General features: G+C 71.3%; 21 protein-coding genes and 1 pseudogene. 13 read left to right on the forward strand and 9 right to left on the reverse strand.

Annotation, left to right across the window (positions count from 1 at the left end; genetic code table 11):
- Positions 1-210: 210 nt before the first annotated feature.
- Positions 211-1,014, reverse strand: coding sequence for a nuclease-related domain-containing protein (locus RKD20_RS14710; RefSeq protein ID WP_424878129.1), 804 nt, complete (start codon positions 1,012-1,014; stop codon positions 211-213).
- Between the two features lie 120 nt (positions 1,015-1,134).
- On the opposite strand from RKD20_RS14710, the gene RKD20_RS14715 reads away from it, so the two are divergent.
- The 7 genes and pseudogenes from RKD20_RS14715 (at position 1,135) to RKD20_RS14745 (ending at position 7,854) form a co-directional block, all read left to right on the forward strand.
- A complete protein-coding gene (locus RKD20_RS14715) occupies positions 1,135-1,641 on the forward strand; it encodes a protein-tyrosine phosphatase family protein (RefSeq protein ID WP_424883217.1) in 507 nt (168 codons plus the stop codon).
- Between the two features lie 93 nt (positions 1,642-1,734).
- Positions 1,735-2,502, forward strand: a complete 768-nt coding sequence (locus tag RKD20_RS14720) for a hypothetical protein (RefSeq protein ID WP_424878130.1) — start codon at positions 1,735-1,737, stop codon at positions 2,500-2,502.
- Positions 2,499-3,734: an ATP-binding protein gene (locus RKD20_RS14725; RefSeq protein WP_424878131.1), complete on the forward strand. Its 1,236-nt coding sequence runs from the start codon at positions 2,499-2,501 to the stop codon at positions 3,732-3,734. Before RKD20_RS14720 ends, RKD20_RS14725 begins: the two co-directional genes overlap by 4 nt.
- Positions 3,735-3,830: 96 nt before the next feature.
- Positions 3,831-4,403: an SH3 domain-containing protein gene (locus tag RKD20_RS14730; RefSeq protein WP_424878132.1), complete on the forward strand. Its 573-nt coding sequence runs from the start codon at positions 3,831-3,833 to the stop codon at positions 4,401-4,403.
- 52 nt (positions 4,404-4,455) lie between these two features.
- Positions 4,456-5,818, forward strand: a pseudogene (locus RKD20_RS14735) (FtsW/RodA/SpoVE family cell cycle protein).
- A 17-nt stretch (positions 5,819-5,835) separates the two neighbouring features.
- On the forward strand, positions 5,836-7,299 hold the full coding sequence (locus tag RKD20_RS14740) for a peptidoglycan D,D-transpeptidase FtsI family protein (protein ID WP_424883218.1): 1,464 nt from the start codon (positions 5,836-5,838) through the stop codon (positions 7,297-7,299).
- 45 nt (positions 7,300-7,344) lie between these two features.
- The gene (locus RKD20_RS14745; RefSeq protein ID WP_424878133.1) at positions 7,345-7,854 is read left to right on the forward strand and encodes a DUF3291 domain-containing protein; all 510 of its coding nucleotides are present in this window, start codon (positions 7,345-7,347) and stop codon (positions 7,852-7,854) included.
- A 4-nt stretch (positions 7,855-7,858) separates the two neighbouring features.
- Here RKD20_RS14745 and RKD20_RS14750 read toward each other — a convergent pair whose 3' ends face one another.
- Both RKD20_RS14750 and RKD20_RS14755 read right to left on the reverse strand, forming a co-directional pair.
- Entirely contained in the window at positions 7,859-8,281 is a 423-nt protein-coding gene (locus tag RKD20_RS14750; RefSeq protein WP_424878134.1) for a hypothetical protein, read from the reverse strand.
- Positions 8,282-8,323: 42 nt separating this feature from the next.
- The gene (locus tag RKD20_RS14755; RefSeq protein WP_424878135.1) at positions 8,324-9,436 is read right to left on the reverse strand and encodes a ferritin-like domain-containing protein; all 1,113 of its coding nucleotides are present in this window, start codon (positions 9,434-9,436) and stop codon (positions 8,324-8,326) included.
- A gap of 90 nt (positions 9,437-9,526) precedes the next feature.
- Here RKD20_RS14755 and RKD20_RS14760 point away from each other — a divergent pair, with 90 nt between their 5' ends.
- The 4 genes from RKD20_RS14760 to RKD20_RS14775 all read left to right on the forward strand — a co-directional run bounded on the left by RKD20_RS14760 (position 9,527) and on the right by RKD20_RS14775 (position 12,662).
- Positions 9,527-10,465, forward strand: a complete 939-nt coding sequence (locus RKD20_RS14760; RefSeq protein ID WP_424878136.1) for an AurF N-oxygenase family protein — start codon at positions 9,527-9,529, stop codon at positions 10,463-10,465.
- A gap of 56 nt (positions 10,466-10,521) precedes the next feature.
- Positions 10,522-11,169 carry a TetR/AcrR family transcriptional regulator gene (locus RKD20_RS14765; protein WP_424878137.1) on the forward strand — a complete coding sequence of 216 codons (648 nt, stop codon included), beginning with the start codon at positions 10,522-10,524 and terminating at the stop codon, positions 11,167-11,169.
- A gap of 10 nt (positions 11,170-11,179) precedes the next feature.
- Positions 11,180-11,464: a hypothetical protein gene (locus tag RKD20_RS14770; RefSeq protein ID WP_424878138.1), complete on the forward strand. Its 285-nt coding sequence runs from the start codon at positions 11,180-11,182 to the stop codon at positions 11,462-11,464.
- Positions 11,465-11,567: 103 nt separating this feature from the next.
- On the forward strand, positions 11,568-12,662 hold the full coding sequence (locus tag RKD20_RS14775) for an NlpC/P60 family protein (RefSeq protein ID WP_424878139.1): 1,095 nt from the start codon (positions 11,568-11,570) through the stop codon (positions 12,660-12,662).
- Here the strand turns inward: RKD20_RS14775 and RKD20_RS14780 are convergent.
- Genes RKD20_RS14780 through RKD20_RS14800 form a run of 5 tightly spaced genes read right to left on the reverse strand, consistent with a single transcriptional unit; the run spans position 12,611 to position 18,103 of the window.
- Entirely contained in the window at positions 12,611-13,864 is a 1,254-nt protein-coding gene (locus RKD20_RS14780) for a styrene monooxygenase/indole monooxygenase family protein (protein ID WP_424878140.1), read from the reverse strand. The genes RKD20_RS14775 and RKD20_RS14780 overlap by 52 nt on opposite strands.
- Before the next feature lie 25 nt (positions 13,865-13,889).
- On the reverse strand, positions 13,890-14,516 hold the full coding sequence (locus RKD20_RS14785; protein WP_424878141.1) for a GTP-binding protein: 627 nt from the start codon (positions 14,514-14,516) through the stop codon (positions 13,890-13,892).
- Positions 14,497-14,910 (reverse strand): DUF742 domain-containing protein, encoded by a 414-nt coding sequence (locus RKD20_RS14790; protein WP_424878142.1) that lies wholly within the window; start codon positions 14,908-14,910, stop codon positions 14,497-14,499. The genes RKD20_RS14785 and RKD20_RS14790 overlap by 20 nt, the downstream gene beginning before the upstream one ends.
- Positions 14,907-15,413, reverse strand: a complete 507-nt coding sequence (locus tag RKD20_RS14795; protein ID WP_424878143.1) for a roadblock/LC7 domain-containing protein — start codon at positions 15,411-15,413, stop codon at positions 14,907-14,909. The genes RKD20_RS14790 and RKD20_RS14795 overlap by 4 nt, the downstream gene beginning before the upstream one ends.
- On the reverse strand, positions 15,410-18,103 hold the full coding sequence (locus tag RKD20_RS14800; RefSeq protein ID WP_424878144.1) for a nitrate- and nitrite sensing domain-containing protein: 2,694 nt from the start codon (positions 18,101-18,103) through the stop codon (positions 15,410-15,412). Before RKD20_RS14800 ends, RKD20_RS14795 begins: the two co-directional genes overlap by 4 nt.
- Positions 18,104-18,475: 372 nt before the next feature.
- Between RKD20_RS14800 and RKD20_RS14805 the strand changes: the two genes are divergently transcribed.
- Positions 18,476-19,264 (forward strand): protein phosphatase 2C domain-containing protein, encoded by a 789-nt coding sequence (locus tag RKD20_RS14805; protein ID WP_424878145.1) that lies wholly within the window; start codon positions 18,476-18,478, stop codon positions 19,262-19,264.
- A gap of 724 nt (positions 19,265-19,988) precedes the next feature.
- Here the strand turns inward: RKD20_RS14805 and RKD20_RS14810 are convergent.
- Entirely contained in the window at positions 19,989-20,483 is a 495-nt protein-coding gene (locus tag RKD20_RS14810) for a MarR family winged helix-turn-helix transcriptional regulator (protein ID WP_359425367.1), read from the reverse strand.
- Between the two features lie 232 nt (positions 20,484-20,715).
- Between RKD20_RS14810 and RKD20_RS14815 the strand changes: the two genes are divergently transcribed.
- The gene (locus RKD20_RS14815) at positions 20,716-21,585 is read left to right on the forward strand and encodes a lysozyme (protein WP_424878146.1); all 870 of its coding nucleotides are present in this window, start codon (positions 20,716-20,718) and stop codon (positions 21,583-21,585) included.
- Positions 21,586-21,646 lie beyond the last annotated feature (61 nt).

Raw genomic sequence — 21,646 nt, forward strand, 5'->3', positions numbered from 1 at the left:
CGGTGTTCAGGACCTTTCCCACCCGCGCCCCCGGGTGAGCCGGGGTGGAGGGTGTTCAGGTTGTCGGGCGGCTGCGGGCCGGTGGGGGCTTGTCGCGCCCGCGCGGCGGAGCCGCACATCGATACAGCCCCGCGCCCCTGGTGGGGCGCTCCGGACGGTATTCAGGACCTGCCGCCCTCGCGCCCCCGAGTGAGCCGTGGTGGACGGTGTTCAGACCTTTCCCCACGTGTGCCGGTCCCTCGCCATCGCGTGCAGGGCCTCCACGTCCGCCGGTTTGAGGACGCCGCCGAGGCGGGTGAGGCCTTGCAGTTCCGTGTCGCTGAGGACGCGGACCTCGCGGGGCGGGAGGGTGACGGAGATGCCGGAGGGGCCGACGAGGGCGAGGACCGGGTGGACCTCGGCCGTCAGGGCGTAGGAGGCGCGGTCGGCGTCGGCGCGGACGCGGCGCAGCAGCGGCTGGGGGTCGCGGCGGCCGAGGGCGACCATCGGGTCGGCGATCGTGACCCGCTGCTTGCGGGCGTACAGCGTGTGCACGGCGAACAGTCCGGCGGGTCCGATCGCCAGATGGTGGACCCGGTCGCCGCCGGGGAGCGGGACGGAGTGCAGGGTGTGCCAGCCCGCGCCGTCGAGGCGGTCCAGCGCCTCGCCCACGATCTGCTCGGCCTCCAGCGCGCGCCGACGCGGATCGCGGCGGATCCGGTGCGCGGGTCCGGGGTCCCGGTCCAGGGCGACCTGGAGGGCCTCGCCGGGCCGGTTGGGCGCGAGGTCGTCGTCCGGGTGGAGGGAGAGCCGGGCCAGTTCGGCGGGCGTCGGCACCGGAGGTGGGCCCACGGCCACCCGGCCGGTCAGGAAGGGCCCGAGGACATCGAGCACGTCCTCTCTGCGGTCCTCGCTCAGCAGATTGACCCGAGCCGCCTCACGGTCGTACCAGGCGATGTTCCTGCCGTCCGAGAGGCAGACGTACAGCCGCTCCTGACCTTGGCGCCAGGTCGGCACCACGCGCAGTCCGCTCATGCACCATCACCCCATGGTCCATGGGAACAGGCGGGGTGCTGCGCAGGCAAGAAGCCGGATACCTTTGGGGTGAGTTGCAAGGAGTTGCAGGGCTTGGCGCAGGGGCTTGGGGAGGCGCTGTTGCGGACCCGCAGGAAGCAACCCGAGGTACCGGCTCCGGACCGGGCGTGGGACGAGATCGTGCCCGGGCTGTGGATGGGCGGACACGAGTTCCGGGGCCTTTCCGGGCAACGGGAGTTCGCCGTCGTACGGGACGAGTTCGAGGTCGTGCAGACGCTGCTCAGGCTGCCGGGCCACGGTCCCGATCCCGGCGTCGAGCACCATGTGTGGCCGATTCCGGACGGCCCGCTGGACGGGACGCAGCTCGCGGGCGTGATGCGCCTGTCACAGGCCGCGAGCGACGCACTGGACGAGGGCCGCAAGGTCCTCGTCCGCTGCTACCACGGCTACAACCGCTCGGGCCTGGTCGTCGCGCACGCCCTGGTCCGCAGGGGGTACACGGCCGACGCGGCGATCCGGCTGATCCGGGGCCGGCGCTCGCCGTGGGCGCTGCACAACGAGCTGTTCGTCGAGTACCTGCGGGCCGGCCTGTCCACGGCCCGGCTGCTGGAGGAGCTGACCGAGTAGCACCGCCCGGACCCACCGGACGGCAAAAAGGACTTCCGTACGAATAATGTGTACGGGGCCGACACCCCGAACGGCCCCGACCCCAGGAGCACAGTGCCACCCGCCCGCCGCGCCCCGCGTACGGCCCGCGCCGTAGTCGCCGTCGCCTTGCTGCTCTCGGCGGCGGCGGGCTGTGGCGACGCGGGCGGCCTGGTGGGCGCGGGCTCGACGCCGACCGCGATCAGCCCCGACCGGCTGTGGCCGCGGCTGACGCCCGCCTCCAGTCCGGCCTTCGAGATCGGCGAGGTGGACTCGGAGGTCGTGGCGGGTGTCTCCGTGCCCGGTGACGACATCCGCGCGGTGGATCCGGTCGCCCTCGTGCGCGCCGAGATCAAGGAGGATCCCGGCACCTACGCCAAAGGGGGGTACGTCGAGACGGCCCGCCGGATGGCCGACTGCGGGAAGTCCGGGGCGGCCGGCGAGAGGTGCCCGGTCCTGCGGCCGTACTACCGCGACCTGACCGGTGACGGGCACGAGGACCTGACCCTGGGTTTCCGGCAGCTGCCCGGCCATGTCACCGCGGTACGCGTCTACACCGTGCAGAAGCACCGGCTCGTGCGGGTCATGCACTGGGAGGACGCGGTCAGCGGGGTCGAGCTGGCCGGGCGGTCTGTGATCATCCGTTCGCCGTCCGAGGTGGCCGGATACGAGTACCGGCTCCAGTGGACCTGGGACCCGCAGCAGAAGTCGATGCTCCTCACGCACGACGAGATGCTGCGCACCGGCAGCCGTGCCCTAGGGGACGCGCCGGGCCCGGCGCCCAGCCCGTCCAGCCCGTCGAGCCCCTCGACCCCGTCCAGCCCGTCCGCGAGCGCGCGATGAGACTCGCGCTGCCCCGCTGGTCCGGCACGCTCGCCGTGAAGGCCGCCGTGTTCATCGCCGTGATGTGCTGCGCGCTGGCCGCGCTGCTCGGTGTCCTCGTGCATGTCTCGGTGACGAACCAGACCGTCGGCGAGGCCCGTGACCTGGCGCTGAGCCGGCTGCGGGACGCGACCGAGGCGTACGAGGCCGGGGAGATGCTGGAGTGGGACGCGGGCGTGGATCCGCCGGACCTGCCGGCGTCACTGCGGGCCCTGGCGGTGGCCGGGCACCGCGGCACGATGGTCGGCGAGCACCGCGGCCGCCCCACCATGTGGGCGGCGGGACCGGTGGACGGGAGCCGGGCGCTGGCCGTGGAGGTCGACTACTCGCAGGGCGCGCGGACGATCGCGGGCCTTGACCGGGCGATCCTGTGGTCCTCGGCGCTGGCGATCACGGCGACCCTGCTGGTGGGGGCGTTCGCGGTCACCCGGGTGACGACAAGGCTGCACACGACCGCCCGGGTGGCCCGGCGGATCAGCGCGGGCGACCTCGACGCACGGGTCGACGATCCCCGTACGAAGGATGCGACGCGGCCGCAGGACGAGGTGGCCGCGGTGGCCGCCGCGCTGGACACCATGGCGGGGTCGCTGCAGGGGAAGCTGCTGAGCGAGCAGCGGTTCACCGCGGATGTGGCGCACGAGTTGCGGACGCCGTTGACGGGGCTGCACGCGGCGGCCGAGTTGTTGCCGCCGGGACGGCCGACCGAACTGGTGCGGGACCGGGTGGCCGCGCTGCGGACGCTGACGGAGGACCTGCTGGAGATCTCCCGGCTGGACACGGGCCGGGAGACGGTGGAGCTGGACACCGAACGCCTGGCCGCGGTGGCCGAGCGGGTGGTGCGGGCGTCCGGGACCGACACCGAGGTCGTCGTCGTACGGGATCTGGCCGTGGAGACGGACCGGCGGCGGCTGGAGCGGGTGCTGGGCAATCTGGTGGCCAACGCGCACCGGCACGGCCGGGGGCCGGTGTCGGTGACGGTCGACGGGGCGGTGGTGACCGTTCGGGACCACGGGGACGGGTTTCCGGAGTACCTCGTCTCGCACGGGCCGCAGCGGTTCCGTACGGAGGGCGGGGCCCGGGGACACGGGCTGGGGCTGACCATCGCCGTGGGGCAGGCGGAGGTGCTGGGGGCGCGGCTTTCCTTCTCCAACGCGGAGGACGGCGGGGCGGTCGCGACTCTGACGTTGCGGTAGGTGCTTCTCCTATGGCCCATCTGAAAAGGCGACCCGTGTGCACGCCTCCTAACGTGGCGAACAGTCAGGTTCGCTCCCCCTCACGGAGGTCCCCCCATGTCCCTGCGCTCCCGTCTCCCCATAGCCGTCGCCGCCTGCGCCCTCGCCGTCACCGCCCTCGCCACGCCCGCCGTCGCCGACGACGACTGGGGCAACGACTCCCAAAGCGCCTCGGGGAACCACCAGAACCAGAACCAGACCCAGAATCAGAACCCGAACCAGAGCCAGGGCCAGAACCAGAACCAGGGCCAGGGCCAGAACCAGGGCCAGAACCAGAGCCAGAGCCAGAGCCAGAACCAGAGCCAGAGCCAGAACCAGAGCCAGAACCAGAGCCAGAACCAGGGCCAGAACCAGGGCCAGGGCCAGAGCCAGAGCCAGAATCCGAACCAGAACACGCGCCTGTCCCGAGGTGTGGTGACGGCCAGTTCGCTGGCGCTGCGCAGTGCGCCGAACCGGGGCGGCCAGATCATCCGGTGGGCCGAACGGGGTGAGGTCGTCTCCATCTTCTGCCGGACCAACGGCCAGAGCGTCCAGGGCAACCGCCAGTGGTACCTCCTCACGGACGGCACCTGGGCCTGGGGATCGGCCCGGTACATCAGGACCATCGGGTCGGCGCCACGCTGGTGCTGACACCCCGGTCAATCTAGGCAGACATCACTCCCTATTTGGGTAAGTTCCGGACATGACCAAGGCCGGAACCACCGTGGCTCCCGCGGACACCTCCGCTCGCGCGGTACGCCTGCCCCACCGCCGTGGCATCGAACTGGCCCTCATCGTCCTCGCCGTCCTGCTGTCGGTGTACGGCTACTGCGCGGTCGGCCTCGCCAGACACGGCACCGTCCCGCCCGGCGCCGCCGGTTACGGCGCCGGGCTCGGCGTGCTCGCGCTCCTCGCCCATCTGGCGGTGCGACTGAGGGCGCCGTACGCCGATCCGCTGCTGCTGCCCATCGGCGTGCTGCTCAACGGCCTGGGCCTGGTGCTGATCTACCGGCTCGACCTGGAGACACCCGGCGACCGCGCGGCCCCCACCCAGCTCGTGTGGTCCACGGTCGGGGTGGCCCTGTTCATCGCGGTCGTCCTGATGCTGCGCGACCACCGCGTGCTCCAGCGCTACGCCTACGTCTGTGTCGCCGCCGCGCTCGGCCTGCTGATCCTCCCGATCCTGTTCCCCGCCGTGAACGGGGCCCGGATCTGGATCAGGATCGCCGGGTTCTCCATCCAGCCGGGCGAGTTCGCGAAGGTGCTGCTCGCGGTGTTCTTCGCCGCGTATCTCGCGACCAACCGGAACGCGCTGGCGTCCTCCGGGCGGCGGTTCTGGGGACTTCAGCTACCCACCGGCCGGGTGCTGGGCCCCCTCCTCGCCATCTGGCTGATCAGCGTCGGGGTCCTGGTCCTGGAGCGGGACCTCGGCACCTCGCTGCTGTTCTTCGGGCTGTTCGTCGTCCTGCTGTACGTCGCCACCGGGCTCACCGGCTGGATCGCGTTGGGCCTGCTGCTGGCCGCCGTCGGCGCCTTCGCCGTGGGCTGGCTGGAACCGCATGTGCACAGCAGGGTGGAGGACTGGCTGCATCCGTTCGCGTCGATCGAGGCGGGCCAGGGTCCGAACCAGCTCGCGCAGTCCCTGTTCGCCTTCGCGGCCGGCGGAGTCCTCGGCACCGGGCTCGGGCTCGGCCACTCCGTCCTGATCGGCTTCGCCGCGAAGTCCGACTTCATCCTGGCGACGGCCGGCGAGGAACTGGGCCTGGCCGGCCTGTCCGCGATCTTCCTGCTGTACGCCCTGCTCGTGGAGCGCGGTTACCGGGCCGGGCCTCGCCCTGCGCGACCCCTTCGGACGGCTCCTGGCGACCGGCCTCGCCTCGATCGTCGCGCTCCAGGTGTTCGTGATCGCGGGCGGGGTCGGCGGACTGATCCCGCTCACCGGCATGGCGATGCCGTTCCTCGCGCAGGGCGGCTCGTCGGTCGTCACCAACTGGGCGATCGTCGCCCTGCTGATCAGGGTGAGCGACTCGGCCCACGGCCAGTACGACGACAAGGAGACCCCGTGACGACCGGAGGCCCCGGCATGACCCGCTACATCCGGCACGCCGCCTGCTTCTGCGCCCTGCTGCTCGTGGCGCTCCTCGTCAACGCCATCCGCGTCCAGGTCTTCCAGGCCCGCGCCCATGACACGAACCCGGCCAACCGCCGCGAGAACATCGCCCGTTACGGCCGCGAGCGTGGTGACATCCTGGTCGACGGGCGGCCGGTCACCGGGTCCCGGGACACCGGGGAGCAGCTGCGCTACGAACGGACGTACCGGGACGGCCCGTTGTACGCGCCGGTCACCGGCTTCGCCTCGCAGGAGTACGGCACGACCCTCCTGGAGCACACCGAGGACCCGGTCCTGTCCGGCTCGGACCCGATGCTGACGCCGTTCCCGCTGTGGAACGACTTCACGAGGAGACGCAACCCGGGCGGGAATGTCGTCACGACGCTCGACGGGGCCGCGCAGCGGGCGGCCTTCCGCGGGCTCGCCGGGCGCAAGGGCGCGGTGGCGGCCCTGGACCCGGCGACGGGACGCATCCTCGCGCTGGTGTCCTCGCCGTCGTACGACCCGGGGGTGCTGTCGGGCAACAGCCCCGGGGTGGGCCGCTCCTGGACGTGGCTCAACGCCAACCCGGACAAGCCGATGCTCAACCGGGCGGTACGGCAGACCTATCCGCCGGGTTCGACGTTCAAGGTGGTCACCGCGGCGGCCGCGCTGGACGCGGGGGTGATCAGGGACGTGGACGCGCCGACCGACTCGCCGGCGCCGTACACCCTGCCCGGCACCACCACCTCGCTCAGCAACGAGTCCGACGGCTGCGAGGACCTGTCCCTGCGGGAGGCCTTCCGGTGGTCGTGCAACACGGTGTTCGCGAAGCTCGGGGTGGACGTGGGGGTGCGGGACATGACGGCCACCGCGCGCGCCTTCGGCTTCAACGGCCAGGCGCTGCGGGTCCCCTTCTCGGTGGCCCCCAGCACCTTCGACCCGACCGTCGACCGGGCGCAGCTGGCCCTGTCGTCGATCGGCCAGTACAACACCCGCGCGACCCCGCTCCAGATGGCGATGGTCTCGGCGGCCGTCGCCGACGGCGGGCAGATCCGCACGCCCTATCTGGTGGAGCGGACCACCACGGCCGGCGGCAGCATCGTGGACACGGCGGGCCCGCGTCCGGTGCGGCAGGCGATGGCCCCGGAGACGGCCGCCGTGCTGAAGGGGCTCATGACCCAGGTGGTGACCGAGGGCACCGGCACCAACGCGGCCATCCCGGGTGCGATCGTCGGCGGCAAGACCGGCACCGCCCAGCACGGCATCGGCAACGCCGGGATGCCGTACGCCTGGTTCGTGGCGTGGGCGCAGGCCGAACGGGACGTGCAGCCGAAGGTCGCGGTGGCCGTGGTGGTGGAGGACGCGTCGGCGGTCCGGGGGGACATTACCGGGGGCGGGGTGGCGGCGCCGATCGCCCGGGCGGTGATGGAGGCGGTGCTCAACTCCAAGGAGTGAGACAGGGGTTGAGACCCGCCGACCGACCGACCTACCGTTCGGTCCATGAGTGAAGCAGCCGCGTACCAACTAGCCCAGGTGAACATCGGCCGTCTCAAGGCCCCGCTGGACTCGGCGCAGTTGAAGGACTTCGTCGACAACCTCGATCCCGTGAACGCCGACGCGGACGCCGCCGACGGTTTCGTCTGGCGGCTGGAGGACGACTCCGGCGACGCGACGGACATCGCCGTCTTCGGCGACGAGTGGCTGATCATCAACATGTCGGTGTGGCGGGACGCCGACGCCCTCACGGCGTACATGTACCAGGGTCGGCACCGCGAGATGCTCGCCCGCCGAAGGGAGTTCTTCGAGCGGGTCCAGGAGGCGATGGTGGCCCTGTGGTGGGTTCCGGCCGGCCACCGCCCCACCGTCGCCGAGGCGGAGTCCCGCCTGCTGCACCTGCGCACGAACGGCCCGACGCCGTACGCGTTCACCTTGCGGACGCTGTTCCCCGCGCAGGGCGCGGAGCCGGCCACGGCCCTGGAGATCCCGGACGATCTGGGCTGCCCGGCCTAGGCCGTCAGCCGATCGGCTTGCGCATCTCCGAGCGGATCCGGAGGGTGGTCGCCGCCAGCTTGTCCAGGTCCACGTCCGAAGGGTCCTGGTCCAGGGTGGCGACCATCACCTCGGCCACCGATCCGCCCGTGTTGTCATCCACCCAACCGCAGATGGGCACCGTCACCTTCACGCCGCGCTCCCGCTGAGTGGCCACCTCGCAGGTGATCGTGATCCCGCCGGAGCGGTCCGGGTGGAAGTCCTTCGAAGCTACGACCACTTCGGAGTTCCCGTCCTGGGCGCCTTTCATCATGTCCTTCCGGGTCCAGTCGGGGTCCTTGAAGACGCCATGGAATCCCGTCACCGTAAGCGTGCCCTTGGCCTGGTCACCGCCCGGGCTGTAGCTCGCGAACGGCGACTGCGGCTGCCCGTGAGGGTTCTGGGGCACGTAGGGACTCTGGGGCGGTGGAGGCGTGGGCACGTCAGAACACTAGTGGGGGCCCGAGCCCCCCGCCTCGATGGCCCCCCGCACCTCCGCCACCCGCTCCCGCTCCTCCGCCGCGAACCGTTCCGCGTCCAGTTTCTCGGCGATCTCCTCGTCCTGGGCCATGAGGAGGTCGAGGTTGGAGTTGCCCATCTCGAAGACGCCCATGTCGACGTAGGCCTGCTGGAGGCGTTTGCCCCACAGGCCGATGTCCTTGACGCAGGGGACGATCCGGGAGAAGAGCAACTGGCGGAAGAGGGCGAGGAACTCGGACCGCTCGGCGTACTCCTCGGCCTCCGTCTTCGGGATGCCGAAGTTCTCCAGGACCTCGACTCCGCGCAGGCGGTCACGCATCAGGTAGCAGCCCTCGATGACGAACTCCTCGCGTTCGCGCAGTTCGGCGTCGGAGAGCTGCTTGTAGTAGTCCCGCAGGGCCATGCGCCCGAAGGCCACATGGCGGGCCTCGTCCTGCATGACGTAGGCGAGGATCTGCTTCGGGAGGGGCTTGTCGGTGGTGTCGCGGATCATGCCGAAGGCGGCCAGCGCGAGGCCTTCGATGAGGACCTGCATGCCGAGGTAGGGCATGTCCCAGCGCGAGTCGCTGAGCGTGTCGCCCAGCAGGGACCGGAGGTTGTCGTTGATCGGGTACAGCATCCCGATCTTCTCGTGGAGGAAGCGGCCGTAGATCTCCGCGTGCCGGGCCTCGTCCATCACCTGGGTCGCCGAGTAGAACTTGGCGTCGAGGTCGGGCACGGACTCGACGATCCGCGCGGCGCACACCATCGCGCCCTGCTCGCCGTGCAGGAACTGACTGAACTGCCAGGAGGCGAGGTGCTTGCGGAGTTCGCCCTTGTCCTTGTCGGTGAACTTCGCCCAGTACTTGGTGCCGTAGACGGAGATGGACTCGTCGGGGGTGCCGAGGGGGTCGTGGGGATCGACTTCGAGGTCCCAGTCGATGCGCTTCTGCCCGTCCCACTGCTTGTCCTTGCCCTTCTGGTACAGGGCGAGCAGGCGGTCGCGGCCGTCGTCGTACTCCCAGGCGAAACGGGCCTGACCCGTCGCCGGTACCTGCCAGTGAGGGTCGCCGGGATCCGTGGTGTACAGGTCGAAAGTCGGCATGTCCCGCAGGCTGCCCCTTTGTAGACGCCGGGTCAACAAGTCATGCGCAAGGGATTGACGGCCTTGCTGACAAGCAGTCTCATAAGAGCCATGACGAGTCTGACAGATGTCGACGCGCTCGAAGGGCTGCGTGACGCCCTCGGCCTGCTCAAGGACCGGGAGCAGGTCGCCGAGCGGCTGCTCGACTCCTCCGCGAAGCACTCCTTCGATCCGGACGAGGAACTGGACTGGGACGCGCCGTTCGAGGAGGGCCTGTGGTTCTGGCCGCCGGAACTGGTCTCGCTGTACGACACCCCGATGTGGCGGCGGATGAGCGAGGAGCAGCGGATCCTGCTCTCCCGGCACGAGGCCGCGGCGCTGGCCTCGCTGGGGATCTGGTTCGAGATCATCCTCATGCAGCTGCTGTGCCGTCACATCTACGACAAGGCGGCCACGAGCGCGCATGTGCGGTACGCGCTCACCGAGATCGAGGACGAGTGCCGGCACTCGAAGATGTTCGCGCGGCTGATCACCCGGGGTGACACGCCCTGGTATCCGGTGAGCCGGGCCCACCAGCGGCTCGGGCGGCTGTTCAAGACGATCTCCACGACCCCGGGGTCCTTCACGGCGACGCTGCTCGGCGAGGAGATACTCGACTGGATGCAGCGGCTGACCTTCCCGGACGAGCGGGTGCAGCCGCTGATCCGGGGGGTGACGCGGATCCATGTGGTGGAGGAGGCACGGCATGTCCGCTACGCCCGCGAGGAGCTGCGGCGGCAGATGGTCTCCGCTCCGCGGTGGTCTCAGGAGTTCACGCGGGTCACGTCCGGGGAGTTCGCGCGGGTCTTCTCCGTGGCGTTCGTGAACCCGGAGGTGTACACGAACGTGGGCCTGGACCAGCGGGCCGCTCTCGCGCAGGTGCAGGCCAGTGGGCACCGGAGGGAGGTCATGCAGACCGGCGCAAAGCGGTTGACCGACTTCCTGGACGACATCGGCGTGCTTCGGGGTGTCGGGCGGAGGCTGTGGAAGTCCTCGGGGCTGCTGGCTTGATCGTCGGCTGCGACCAGCCACGACGTACCCGCGGACGGCCGACTACCCTTCGAGGCATGACCCCATCCGCGCCCGCCTACCGCAGACTCGGCGTCGAGGAGCGACGCAGTCAGCTTCTCGAAGCCGCCCTCGGCCTCTTCGCGCACCGCGCCCCCGAGGACGTGTCCCTCGACGACGTGGCGGAAGCGGCCGGAGTCTCCCGTCCCCTCGTCTACCGGTACTTCCCCGGCGGCAAGCAGCAGCTGTACGAGGCCGCGCTCCGCTCCGCCGCCGACGAACTGGAGCAGTGCTTCGACGAGCCCCGGGACGGCCCCCTCCTGAGCCGCCTCTCCCGTGCCCTCGACCGCTACCTCGCCTTCGTCGACGAGCACGACGCCGGCTTCAGCGCCCTGCTCCAGGGCGGCAGTGTCGTCGAGACGTCCCGGACCACCGCCATCGTCGACGGTGTACGCCGGGCCGCCGCCGAGCACATCCTCCGCCACCTCGGGGTCACCGAGCCCGGCCTGCGGCTGCGCATGACCGTACGGATGTGGATCACCGCGGTCGAGGCGGCCTCACTGATCTGGCTCGACGAGAGCAAGCAGCCCCCGGTCGAGGAGCTGCGCGACTGGCTGGTCGAGCAGTTCGTCGCCGTCCTCTCCGTGACCGCGAACCGCGATCCGCAGACCGCCGCGCTGGTCACGGCCCTCGCGGCGGATGGCTGACACTGGTGCCGTGAAGAGCGAAGACACCCCCTTCGAGGGCGGTCCCATGGACGGCCGGGTGCTGCCCGTGCTGCTGGGACCGACCGGGCATCCGCCGAAGACGTACCGCATCCCCGTCCCCGACACCGCGGGCGGCCCGGCCACCGTGCTGGTCTACCGCCGGGAGCCCAGGGGTCGCACCAAGCTGGGGATCCAGAAGGGGTGGAAGTACACGTACGACCCCGAGGGCAGGGCGAGCGACCGGCTGAAGTGGCCGTGGTCCAAGCCCGACAAGCGGGCTGACACCGACGGGTGACGAGGTTGCTCCGAACCGCCCACGCTCGGCGCGCGAAGAGTCCGGCGCCGCCTGATGCTCACCGTGCGGAACAGAGGGGCTGCTCCGCACCGGAGGTGATGACGTGTCAGGAAGGCTTCTGCGTCTGGTGTGTACGGCGGCGGTGGCGGCCGGAGCCGTCCTCGCACCGCTGCCCGCGGCTGCCGCACCCGAGCCGGAGCCGCGAGAGCGGTCCGTCGCCGATCTGCTGACGGACCTTCAGCGGCTGTACCGGCAGGCCGAGCAGGCCACCGAGACCTACAACGCCACCGCGGAGAAGCTGAAGGAGAAGCGCGCCGAGGTGAGCCGCCTGGACGCCGCCCTCTCCAAGGCCCGGCTCTCGCTGCACGACAGCCGGGGTGCCGCGGGGCGGCTGGCCCGCCAGCAGTACCAGAGCAGCACCGACATCTCGCCGTACGTCCGCCTCCTGCTCGCCCGCGACCCCCAGCACGCTCTCGAACAGGGCCATGTGATCGGCCGGTTGGCGCAGGGACGGGCCAAGACCGTGGGCCGCCTGACCGGCACCGAGCACCGCGCCGACGAACTGGCCCGCAAGGCGCGCAAGGCGCTCGACGACCGGCTCACGCTCGCCGCCCGGCAGAAGAAGGACCGGGACGCCGTACGACGGAAGCTCGCCGGCGTGGAGGAACTCCTCGCCTCCCTCACCGCCGAACAGCTCACCGGGCTGGCCGAGTTCGAGAAGAAGGGCGTCGAGAAGGCGCAGCGGGAGCTGACGACGTCCGGCGCCCTGGGCGAGGGCGAGCGCACGCCGTCGAAGGAGGGCGAGGCGGCCCTGCGGTACGCCCGACGGCAGCTGGGGAAGCCGTACGAGTGGGGCGCGGAGGGCCCGAGGACGTACGACTGCTCAGGTCTGACGTCCCAGGCCTGGACCCGGGCCGGCACCCCGATCCCGAGGACCAGCCAGGAGCAGTGGGCCCGGCTGCCGAAGGTCCCGCTGACGGACCTGCGCCCGGGCGACCTGGTGATCTACTTCCCGGAGGCCACCCACGTGGCGATGTACGTCGGGAACGGCGAGGTCATCGAGGCCCCGAGAACGGGCGAGAAGGTCAAGGTGTCCCCGATCGCGTCCCACCCGCTCCTCGGAGCCGTACGTCCGGACGGCGACGATCAGGCCCCGGCCACCGAGGCCACGTACGCGCCCGCCTTCTCCGGGTCGTAGAAGAAGTTCTCGAAGTCGGCCGGGTCGTCGAAGCCGTTGGCGAACCGGTCCGCCACCGGCTGCAACTGCCCGGCCGCCCCGATCAGGTTCAGGATGTGCTCCGGCGGCGGGGCGAGCATCGCGTTCGTCCACTTGGTGACGTGCTGGGCGGTGGCCCAGTACCGCTCGAACGTGGCCCGCATCCACTCCTCGTCGAACTCCTTCTCGCCCTGGTCGAGGATGGAGGCGAGATAGGAGGCCGCGCACTTGGACGCGGAGTTGGAGCCCTGCCCGGTGATCGGGTCGTTGGCGACGACGACGTCGGCCACGCCCAGGACCAGTCCCCCGCCGGGCAGGCGGCCTATCGGGTTGCGCACGGTGGGCGCGTAGCGGCCGGACAGCGTGCCGCCGGCGTCCGTGAGTTCGACGTTCGTGGCGCGCGCGTACTCCCAGGGCAGGAACCTCTCCATGAGTTCCAGGGTCAGGGAGAGGTGCTGCGCCGGGTCCTTCACGCCGTTGAAGACGTCGAGCGGGCCGCCGGGTATGCCCTCCCAGAAGAGGATGTCGGCGCGCCCGGAGGTGGTGAGCGTCGGCATGACGAACAGTTCGCCGACCCCGGGGACGAGGTTGCAGCGGACGGCCTCGGTGTCCGGGTGCTCGGGGCGCGGGCCCAGGCCGTGGACGTAGGAGACGGCGAGGGCGCGCTGCGGCTCGCTGTAGGGGGAGCGCTCCGGGTCGCGGGCGAACATCGACACCAGCTCGCCCTTGCCCGCCGAGACCAGGACGAGGTCGTACGTGCGGGAGAAGTAGTCGAGGTCGCCGACCGCCGCGCCGTGGATGACGAGCTGGCCGCCGCGCTGCGCGAACGTCTCCATCCAGCCGGCCATCTTCACGCGCTGGTCGACCGACTGCGCGTACCCGTCGAGCTTGCCCAGCCAGTCGATCGCGCGCTGCGAGGGCCCGGGGTCGAACGAGCCGGGGGCCGCCACCGAGACGCCGAGTCCTTCGATCTTCGGGGCCTGGGACTCCCAGAAGTTCAGCTGGAGATCGCGCTCGTGCTGGAGTGCCGTGTGGAACATGCACTGCGTCGACATGACCCGGCCGGAGCGGATCTCGTCCGCCGTCCGGTTGGACATCAGGGTGACCTCGTACCCGTGCGACTGGAGGCCGAGGGCGAGCTGGAGGCCGGACTGGCCGGCTCCGACGACGAGTATCTTCCGCATGCGGGTGCTGGCTCCTAAAGGTGGACTACTCGGGGGTCTCGTCCAGCGCGTGGCCGACGAGGGACAGCAGGGTCTCGATGACCGAGATCTTCCGCCGCGCGTCCATGATCATGACAGGTATGCGCCGGGGGACGCTGAGCGCCTCCCGCACGTCCTCCGGCTCGAACAGCTCGCTGCCGTCGAAGTGGTTGACCGCGACGACGTACGGCAGTCCGCAGCTCTCGAAGTAGTCGAGGGCGGGAAAGGAGTCCTTGAGGCGGCGGGTGTCGGCCAGCACGACGGCGCCGATCGCGCCCCGCACCAGGTCGTCCCACATGAACCAGAACCGCTCCTGGCCCGGCGTGCCGAAGAGGTACAGAACCAGGTCGTCGTCGAGCGTGATGCGGCCGTAGTCCATGGCCACGGTGGTGGTGACCTTCTCCGGGGTGCCGGAGAGGTCGTCGACCTGCTCGCTGGCCTCGGTCATCAGCGCCTCCGTCTGGAGGGGCTCGATCTCCGAGACGGTACCGACGAGGGTGGTCTTGCCGACGCCGAAGCCGCCGGCCACGACTATCTTCGTGGCGATGGGGGCCCGCGTGCGGTCCGTCTGCCAGGACTTCAGGTTGTCGTCGGTGTCCTCGAAGGCGAGGTCTCTAAAGGCGACGGAGTCCACTCAGCACCCTTTCCAGCAGAGCGCGGTCGGGACGGCCCGTACCGTGACCGGTCCCGGTGCCGTACACACGGATCTTTCCCTGGTCCGCGAGGTCGCTGAGGAGCACCCGGACCACGCCGAGCGGCATCTTCAGCAGCGCGGCGATCTCGGCCACCGTGCGCATCCGGCGGCACAGTTCGACGATGGCCCGCAGTTCCGGCATGACCGACCTCAGCGAGCCGTTGGTCAACTCCTTGCGCTCCTCCGGGGCTTCGAGTGCCGCGGTGCTTGCCACGAAGGTCTCCACGAGGAGGACGTGGCCGAAGCGGGTCCGGCCGCCGGTGAGCGAGTACGGTCGTACCCGGGCGGCCTTGCGGTCGCCGCCGCGGACCGGGAGCTCGGACCTGCTCGTCATCGGGCGCTCCCTGTCACGTCGTCGTTCTCCAGCGACTGGCGCAGCTCGCTGCGGAGTTCGGGGGTCAGGACGTGTCCGGCGCGGCCCACGAACAGTGCCATGTGGTACGCGACGACGCTCATGTCGCAGTCCGCGGAGCCGTGCACACCGAGCAGCGAACCGTCGCTGATCGACATCACGAACAGGCTGCCCTCCTCCATCGCGATCATGGTGTGCTTCGTCGTGCCGAAGTCCATGAGCTTCGCGGCGCCGAGGGTGAGGCTGCCGATGCCGGAGACGATGGTCGCGAGGTCGGCGGAGGAGCCCCTCGGGCCGGAGGGTTTGCCGTCGCGGGCCTCGCGGGCCTCCGCGTTCCGCCCGGCGTCGGAGGAGAGCAGGAGCAGGCCGTCGGAGGAGACGACGGCGACGGACTGGACGCCGGGGACCTCCTCGACGAGGTTGGTCAGCAGGAAGTGGAGATTGCGGGCTTCACGACTCAGTCCGAAGGTACTGGGCGCGGTCAACTGCTTGCCTCCTCGGCTGTGCCCCCCGTGGCTTCTTCGGATGCGGTGCGGTGTTCTGCGGTAGGCAGCTTGGTCTCGCCGGTCTGTTCCCTGATCTCCGCCGCCACGTCGCGGTGGCCGGCCTCCGCCCCCCGGTGGAAGCCGCCGAGCCTGCGGCGGAGTGCGTCGGCGTCCACGGACGCGTTGCGCCGGCGTGGGGCCGGGGCGGTCGGCGCGGTGATCTTGGGTGTGCGCTTGGGGAGTCCCTTGTCGGTGAGGGGCTCCTCGTCGGCGCGGGTGTGTTCGGCCTCGGCTTCGCCGGCGGCCGCGGGTTCGGGTGCCGACGGCTCGTCCGGTACGGGGTCCGGCTCCTCCTCTGCCGGGATCGGGGCCAGGAGTTCCATCGTCGTCTCGGCGGGGGACTCCGCCTCCGCGTGGCGTACGGCGTTCTCGGCCAGGGCCACCAGGGGGTCGTCGCCCTGCGAACGGGCGCTCAGGACGTTGGAGTTGACCTCGGCGGCCGCGCCGGGGAGGGAGAAGGAGTGGGTCGCGCCGGTGACCGGGCCGGTGCCGGTGGCCGGTACGGCGGAGGTGGGCGCGGCGGTGAGCAGCGGCCTGGGGAGGACCACCACGGCGGCCACTCCCCCCTGCTTCTGCTCGCGCAGCTGCACCCGGACGCCGTGCCGGTGGGCGAGGCGGGCGACGACGTACAGGCCGAGGCCCAGACCCTCGTCGCCCTCGTCGTACGACTCGTAGGCGGCCTCGGGATCGAACTCGGCGAGGCGGGAGTTGAGGGTGGTCATCCGCTCGGCGGTCATGCCGATGCCCTCGTCCTGGACCGAGAGCATGACCTCGCCGCTCTCCAGGAGCCAGCCGGAGACCTCGACGGGCAGGTCGGGCGGGCAGAACGCGGTGGCGTTCTCCATCAGTTCGGCCAGCAGGTGCGAGAGGTCGTCCGCGGCGAAGCCGACCACGTGGGCGTGCGGCGGCAGGGCGGCGATACGGACGCGCTCGTAGCGCTCGATCTCGCTGACCGCGGCCCGCACGACGTCGACCAGCGGGACCGGGTTCGCGCTCTGCTGCACGTGTTCGGTGCCGGCCAGCACGAGGAGATTCTCGCTGTGGCGGCGCATGACCGTGGCGAAGTGGTCGAGCTTGAACAGGGTCGCGAGGCGCTCCGGGTCCTGCTCGCGTTCCTCCAGGCCCTCGATGACGGCGAGTTGCCGCTCGACGAGGCCGAGGGTGCGCAGCGCCAGGTTGACGAAGGTGGCGCCGATGGTGGTGCGCAGCCGCGTCAGCTGGGCTGCGGAGTCCGCGAGTTCGCTCTTGAGCTGCTCGCGGGCGTCGGCCATCTTCTGCCGCTGGCCGACCAGGTGCTTGCGGTCGGACTCCAGGGTGGTGATCCGCTCGGCGAGCGTGACGGCGTGCGCGTGCAGGGCGTTGACGGAGCGGACGACCTGGGCGAACTCGTCGTTGCGGCCGGTGAAGGAGACCGCTTCCTCGGTGGCGGGGTCCTCGGCCCCGGCCAGCCGGGCGGAACCCCGGCGCAGCACGGAGAGGGGCCGGGTGAGGGTGCGGGCCATGGCGGTGGCGATGCCGACGGCCAGCAGCATCAGGGCGCCGAGGATCGCGACCCGCAGCTCCAGCGCGGTGACGTCGTCGTCCCGGAGCTGTTCCAGCGCCTTGACCCGGCGGTCGAAGAGCGCGGACTCGGCGCCGCGCATGAGGTCGACGCGGGCGGAGAGGGCAGCGTCGAGCTTGCCGGTACCGGTGCCCAGTTCGCCGCCGGTGAGGGTGGGCTGGTCGGTGAGGGCGGCGAGGTACTTGTCGGCGGAGTTGACCTCGGGGCCGGTGACCGTGGAGTCGTAGCGCGCCTTGGCGTCGGCGGGCGCGGAGTCCCGGAAGTCGGCGAGGGCCGCGTCGGAGCGCAGCCGGGCCTGCTGGGCGGCGGCGCTGAGCGCGTCGCGCTGAGCGGCGTCGGCCTTCGAGGAGACCTTCTCGGTGTTCGTCAGGCCGGTGATCGGGTCGTAGACGCTGCGGGTCGTCGTCGGCACGCTGAGCGCCGCGAGCAGCAGTCCGCGGGTGGCGGCGGCCTGCTGTACGGCGGAGTCCAGCTCGGCGAGGGAGTAGGCACCGGAGCCCGCGCGGGCCGGCATCCGCTCGGCCAGTTCCTCGGCGAGGTTGTGCAGCTCGGTGATGGCGGCGGAGTAGGCGTTGTGCGTCTCCAGCGCGGTGGTCTTGCCGGTGAGCGCGGAGCGCCGTACGGCGGCGATGTCGTCGAGGTCGCCGCGCAGGGTGGCGGACAGGTCGCTGTCGGCGCGCAGTTCCTCGGCCTGGCGGTCGACGCGGGCGCTCGACTGCTCGCCGGGAGCCTTCGACCTGGGCCGTCCGGCCGCGATGTAGGAGGTGACCTCGTCGCGTTCGTCGGCGAGCGCGTGGGCGAGGTCGAGGGCGTCCTGGGTCTGCTCGGCGAGCGTCACCAGGTCCTGGGAGTCGTGGAGTTCGCCCGAGGCGGTGACGAGGGAGGGGGCGCCGGCCCCGGCGATCGCGGCGGCCACGACGGCGACGGCGAGAATCAGCCGGGTGCGGACGTGGGTGGGGCGGCCCTTGCCGACAGGAGTCCCGGGGTCGCCGGGTGTGGCGGGTGTGCGCTCCGCGCCCGTTCCGGAGGCCGTCTGCTTGCCTGTGCGACGAGGCCGCGTCTTCTGCACCGCTGCTCGCATTCCTGAACTCGTGATACCCATGGGCCCGGGGTGACGTTCCGTCAACTGGTGTACACACCGGGGTACGGTTCCCGACCCTCCCAGCGCCGGTGGGCGGCGGGCGCGCATCGCCTGAGCCGCCACCCGAAGGAGTGAACCCCGGAGGGGAGTTGGCGGGCAAGTTCCTGCGGCACCCGCACGGGCCTTGTACGGCAGGCCGGTTGGACGTCGGCGAAGACCGATGGCAGTATTCGCCACCACGCGCGCCCGGAGTCAGCCATTCCCTCCCAAACCTGGCGTCTGACCTGCGCGACTACGTCAATTCCGCGATCGTTGCCATCCTTTGGCGAAGCTTGTGAAGGGCTCGTGCAGACTGGCCGAATGCGTACGGAACTTGTCTCGGAACCCGGCTATGTACAGCGACCCAACGAGGACTTCGCGAGTGTCGCGCTCCCCGCTTCCGGACGGGGCGGCGTACTGGTCGTCCTCGACGGGGTCACTCCGCCGACCGGTGCGACGGGCTGTCTGCATTCCGTCCCCTGGTTCACGGCCCGCCTCGGCGGTGCGCTGACCGAACTGGCCGTTTCGCTCAGGGATGTTCCGCCGGTCGAGGTGCTGTCCCGGGCGATCGCGCGCACAGCGGAGACACATGGTGAAGGTTGTGACCTTTCTCACCCGCGTACACCGCAGGCGACGGTGGTGCTGGCGCGGTGGTCCCCGGAGTGGGTCGAGTACCTGGTCCTGTCGGACTCGGCCCTCCTGGTGGAGGCGTCCGACGGCGCGGTCTCGGCCGTCCTGGACGACCGCCTCTCCCGACTGCCCCGCGCCTCCCTGGCCACGGACGCGCTGATCGACGCCCACCTCCGCAACAAGGAGGGCGGCTTCTTCACGGCGGCGGCGGATCCGTCGGTGGCGGGGCGCGCGGTGACGGGCGTGCTGCCGCGGTCGTCGGTCCGCGGGCTGCTGGCCCTGACGGACGGGGCGGCCCGATGGGTGGAGAAGTTCCACGAGGGCGGCTGGCGGGACTGCTTCACCTTCGTGCGCGAGGAGGGGGCGCAGGCGTTGGTGGACCGGGTCCGGGAGCTGGAGCGGGCGGACACGGAGACCCGGACCCATCTGGGCCGCAGCAAGGCCCACGACGACGCGACGGTGGTGTACGCGGAGCTGTGAGGGCCGGCGACGGGGGCGAGGTGCGGAAGCTTTGACCGTGCCTGGTGCGCGCGACGGCCTGGGAACCGAGCCGTGGCTGGGGCGACCGGAGTCGGGAAGGGCCGCCGGAGCGGACGGCCGTGCGGTGGGGTCGACGGGGTCGCCCTGACCGCGCCCGCCGGCACGACGGCTCGCGGGCCACCGGCGACCGGTTCGCCCGAGCCATGAACAGCCGAGGGATACGGCCGCCGCAGCGGAGTACCGCGCGATGTGGTCGACGGCGTCGCCGGGGCATCGGCGCGACGGGGAGCTCGGTCGGAGCGGACGCACACCCGGTGCACTCAACGATTCCCCCCGGCCCACCACGACCGACGCCCGGCCGGCCGGGCGCACCGGCTGACACCGAGCGGAGTGGTCACTGGCACGGCGGGCGCCGTCCGGGGCGGACTGTCACCCGGCGCGCTCGGGAACACCGACCCGACACGGCCCGAACGGGCAGCCGACCGAAGCACACACCCGCTCGGCCAACTCGACGACACCGACCCGCCACGGTCATGCCGGGCCCACGCCCGGAGCAGCACCCACCCGGCACACCCGGCCGCCCCACCCCAGCACCACCCCACCACCCACCCGGCCGAAGCAAACGTCTGCTCGACCCGTTCGACGGCAGCGCACCGGCGCCGGTACAAGGGAGGTGCCCCACCTCGCCCGGCGGTACGCCGGACCCCGCGGTGCTCGGGGCGGCTTACTTCTCCATGCCCCTGTTCAGCTGGTGCAACAGCCGTGCCAGTTCGGTGACCTCGTCCGGGTCCCAGTGCGCCAGTCGGCCCGCGTACCGGGCCCGGCGTGCGTCGCGGACCCTCTGTACCCGGGAGCGGCCCTCCTCCGTGAGGTCCACCAGCCAGGCACGGCCGTCCGCCGGGTCGGGTTCGCGGGCGACCAGGCCCAGGTCCTCCAGGGCACGCAGCTGCCGGGACATCGTGGCCTTGCCGACGCCGATGTAGGCGGCCAGTTCGGTGGCGCGCTGGCGGCCGCATTCATCCAGACGGACGAGCAGTCCGTAAGCCGCCGACTCCAGGTCGGGGTGGACCTCCCGGGCCATCTCCCCCTGGTTGGCCCGGGCGCGGCGCAGCAGGACGGTCAACTCGCGCTCCAGCGCCAGGAATCCGGGCTGGTTCACACCGCTCGGCGCCACGTCGGCCCCGCCCCGGCCACCGCCGCCGTTTCCGTCTTCGTGCACGTCAGCCCCTGCCTTGAATTTCCCGGTCGTGAAGGTTTCCGCCAAATTGCGACACCACCGCAGCTCCGTAAGTATTTCGCAGGGCTGGACCAATGGCAGCCTCCGGTCCCTCTCCACCCCGTCGTCGCCGTACGCAGTCCTTCACCGAGCGGTGGCTGGCATGCTCACGTCAGTCCGACCGGCCCCGGCCCGTTCCTCGTCCCCCACCCCACCGAGCCATCGGAGGCACTCGATGCCCGTACACAAACAAGGACCCATACGTCCCCGCCGCCTCTTCCTCGTCGGACTCCTCCTCACCGCGCTCTCGCTGCTCCCCACGTCCCCCACCACCCCCGCCTCGGCCGCGGAAGCCCCCGAGACCGGCGCCACCTCCACCGCCACCTCCACCGCCACCCCGGCCCGCGGCTCCGCCCACATGGGAATGGGCGTCGTAGCGCATGACGGCCAGGACGGTCTGCCCACCGCCACCCGCGCCACCCGGGCGGAAGGCGTCGACGTCGCCAGCTATCAGGGCAACGTCGCCTGGCCGACCCTGTGGAACAGCGGCGTCCGGTGGGCGTACAGCAAGGCGAGCGAGGGGACGTACTACACGAATCCCTACTTCTCCCAGCAGTACTCCGGCTCCTATGACGTCGGCATGATCCGCGGGGCCTACCACTTCGCCACCCCGGACACCACGAGCGGCGCCACGCAGGCCGACTACTTCGTCGACCACGGCGGCGCCTGGTCCAAGGACGGCAGGACACTGCCCGGGGTGCTCGACATCGAGTGGAACCCGTACGGCGACGCCTGCTTCGACAAGACGCAGAGCGCGATGGTCAGCTGGATCCGCGACTTCCTGAACCAGTACAAGGCCCGCACCGGCCGCAACGCGGTCATCTACACCGCCACCAGCTGGTGGACCCAGTGCACCGGCGACTACGGCGGCTTCGCCTCCGCCAACCCGCTGTGGATCGCCCGCTACGCCTCGACGGCCGGCACCCTCCCGGCCGGCTGGAGCGGGTACACCATGTGGCAGTACACCTCCTCCGGCCCGACCGTCGGCGACCACGACCGCTTCGACGGGGCCCTCGACCGGGTGCAGGCGCTCGCCAACGGCTGACCCGCCCCGGCGTACGGCGAAGGCCCGGGCCTCCCTCACGAAGAACCCGGGCCTTCACCTC

The organism is Streptomyces sp. SLBN-8D4, from assembly GCF_049739545.1.
GTDB lineage: Bacteria > Actinomycetota > Actinomycetes > Streptomycetales > Streptomycetaceae > Streptomyces > Streptomyces canus_C.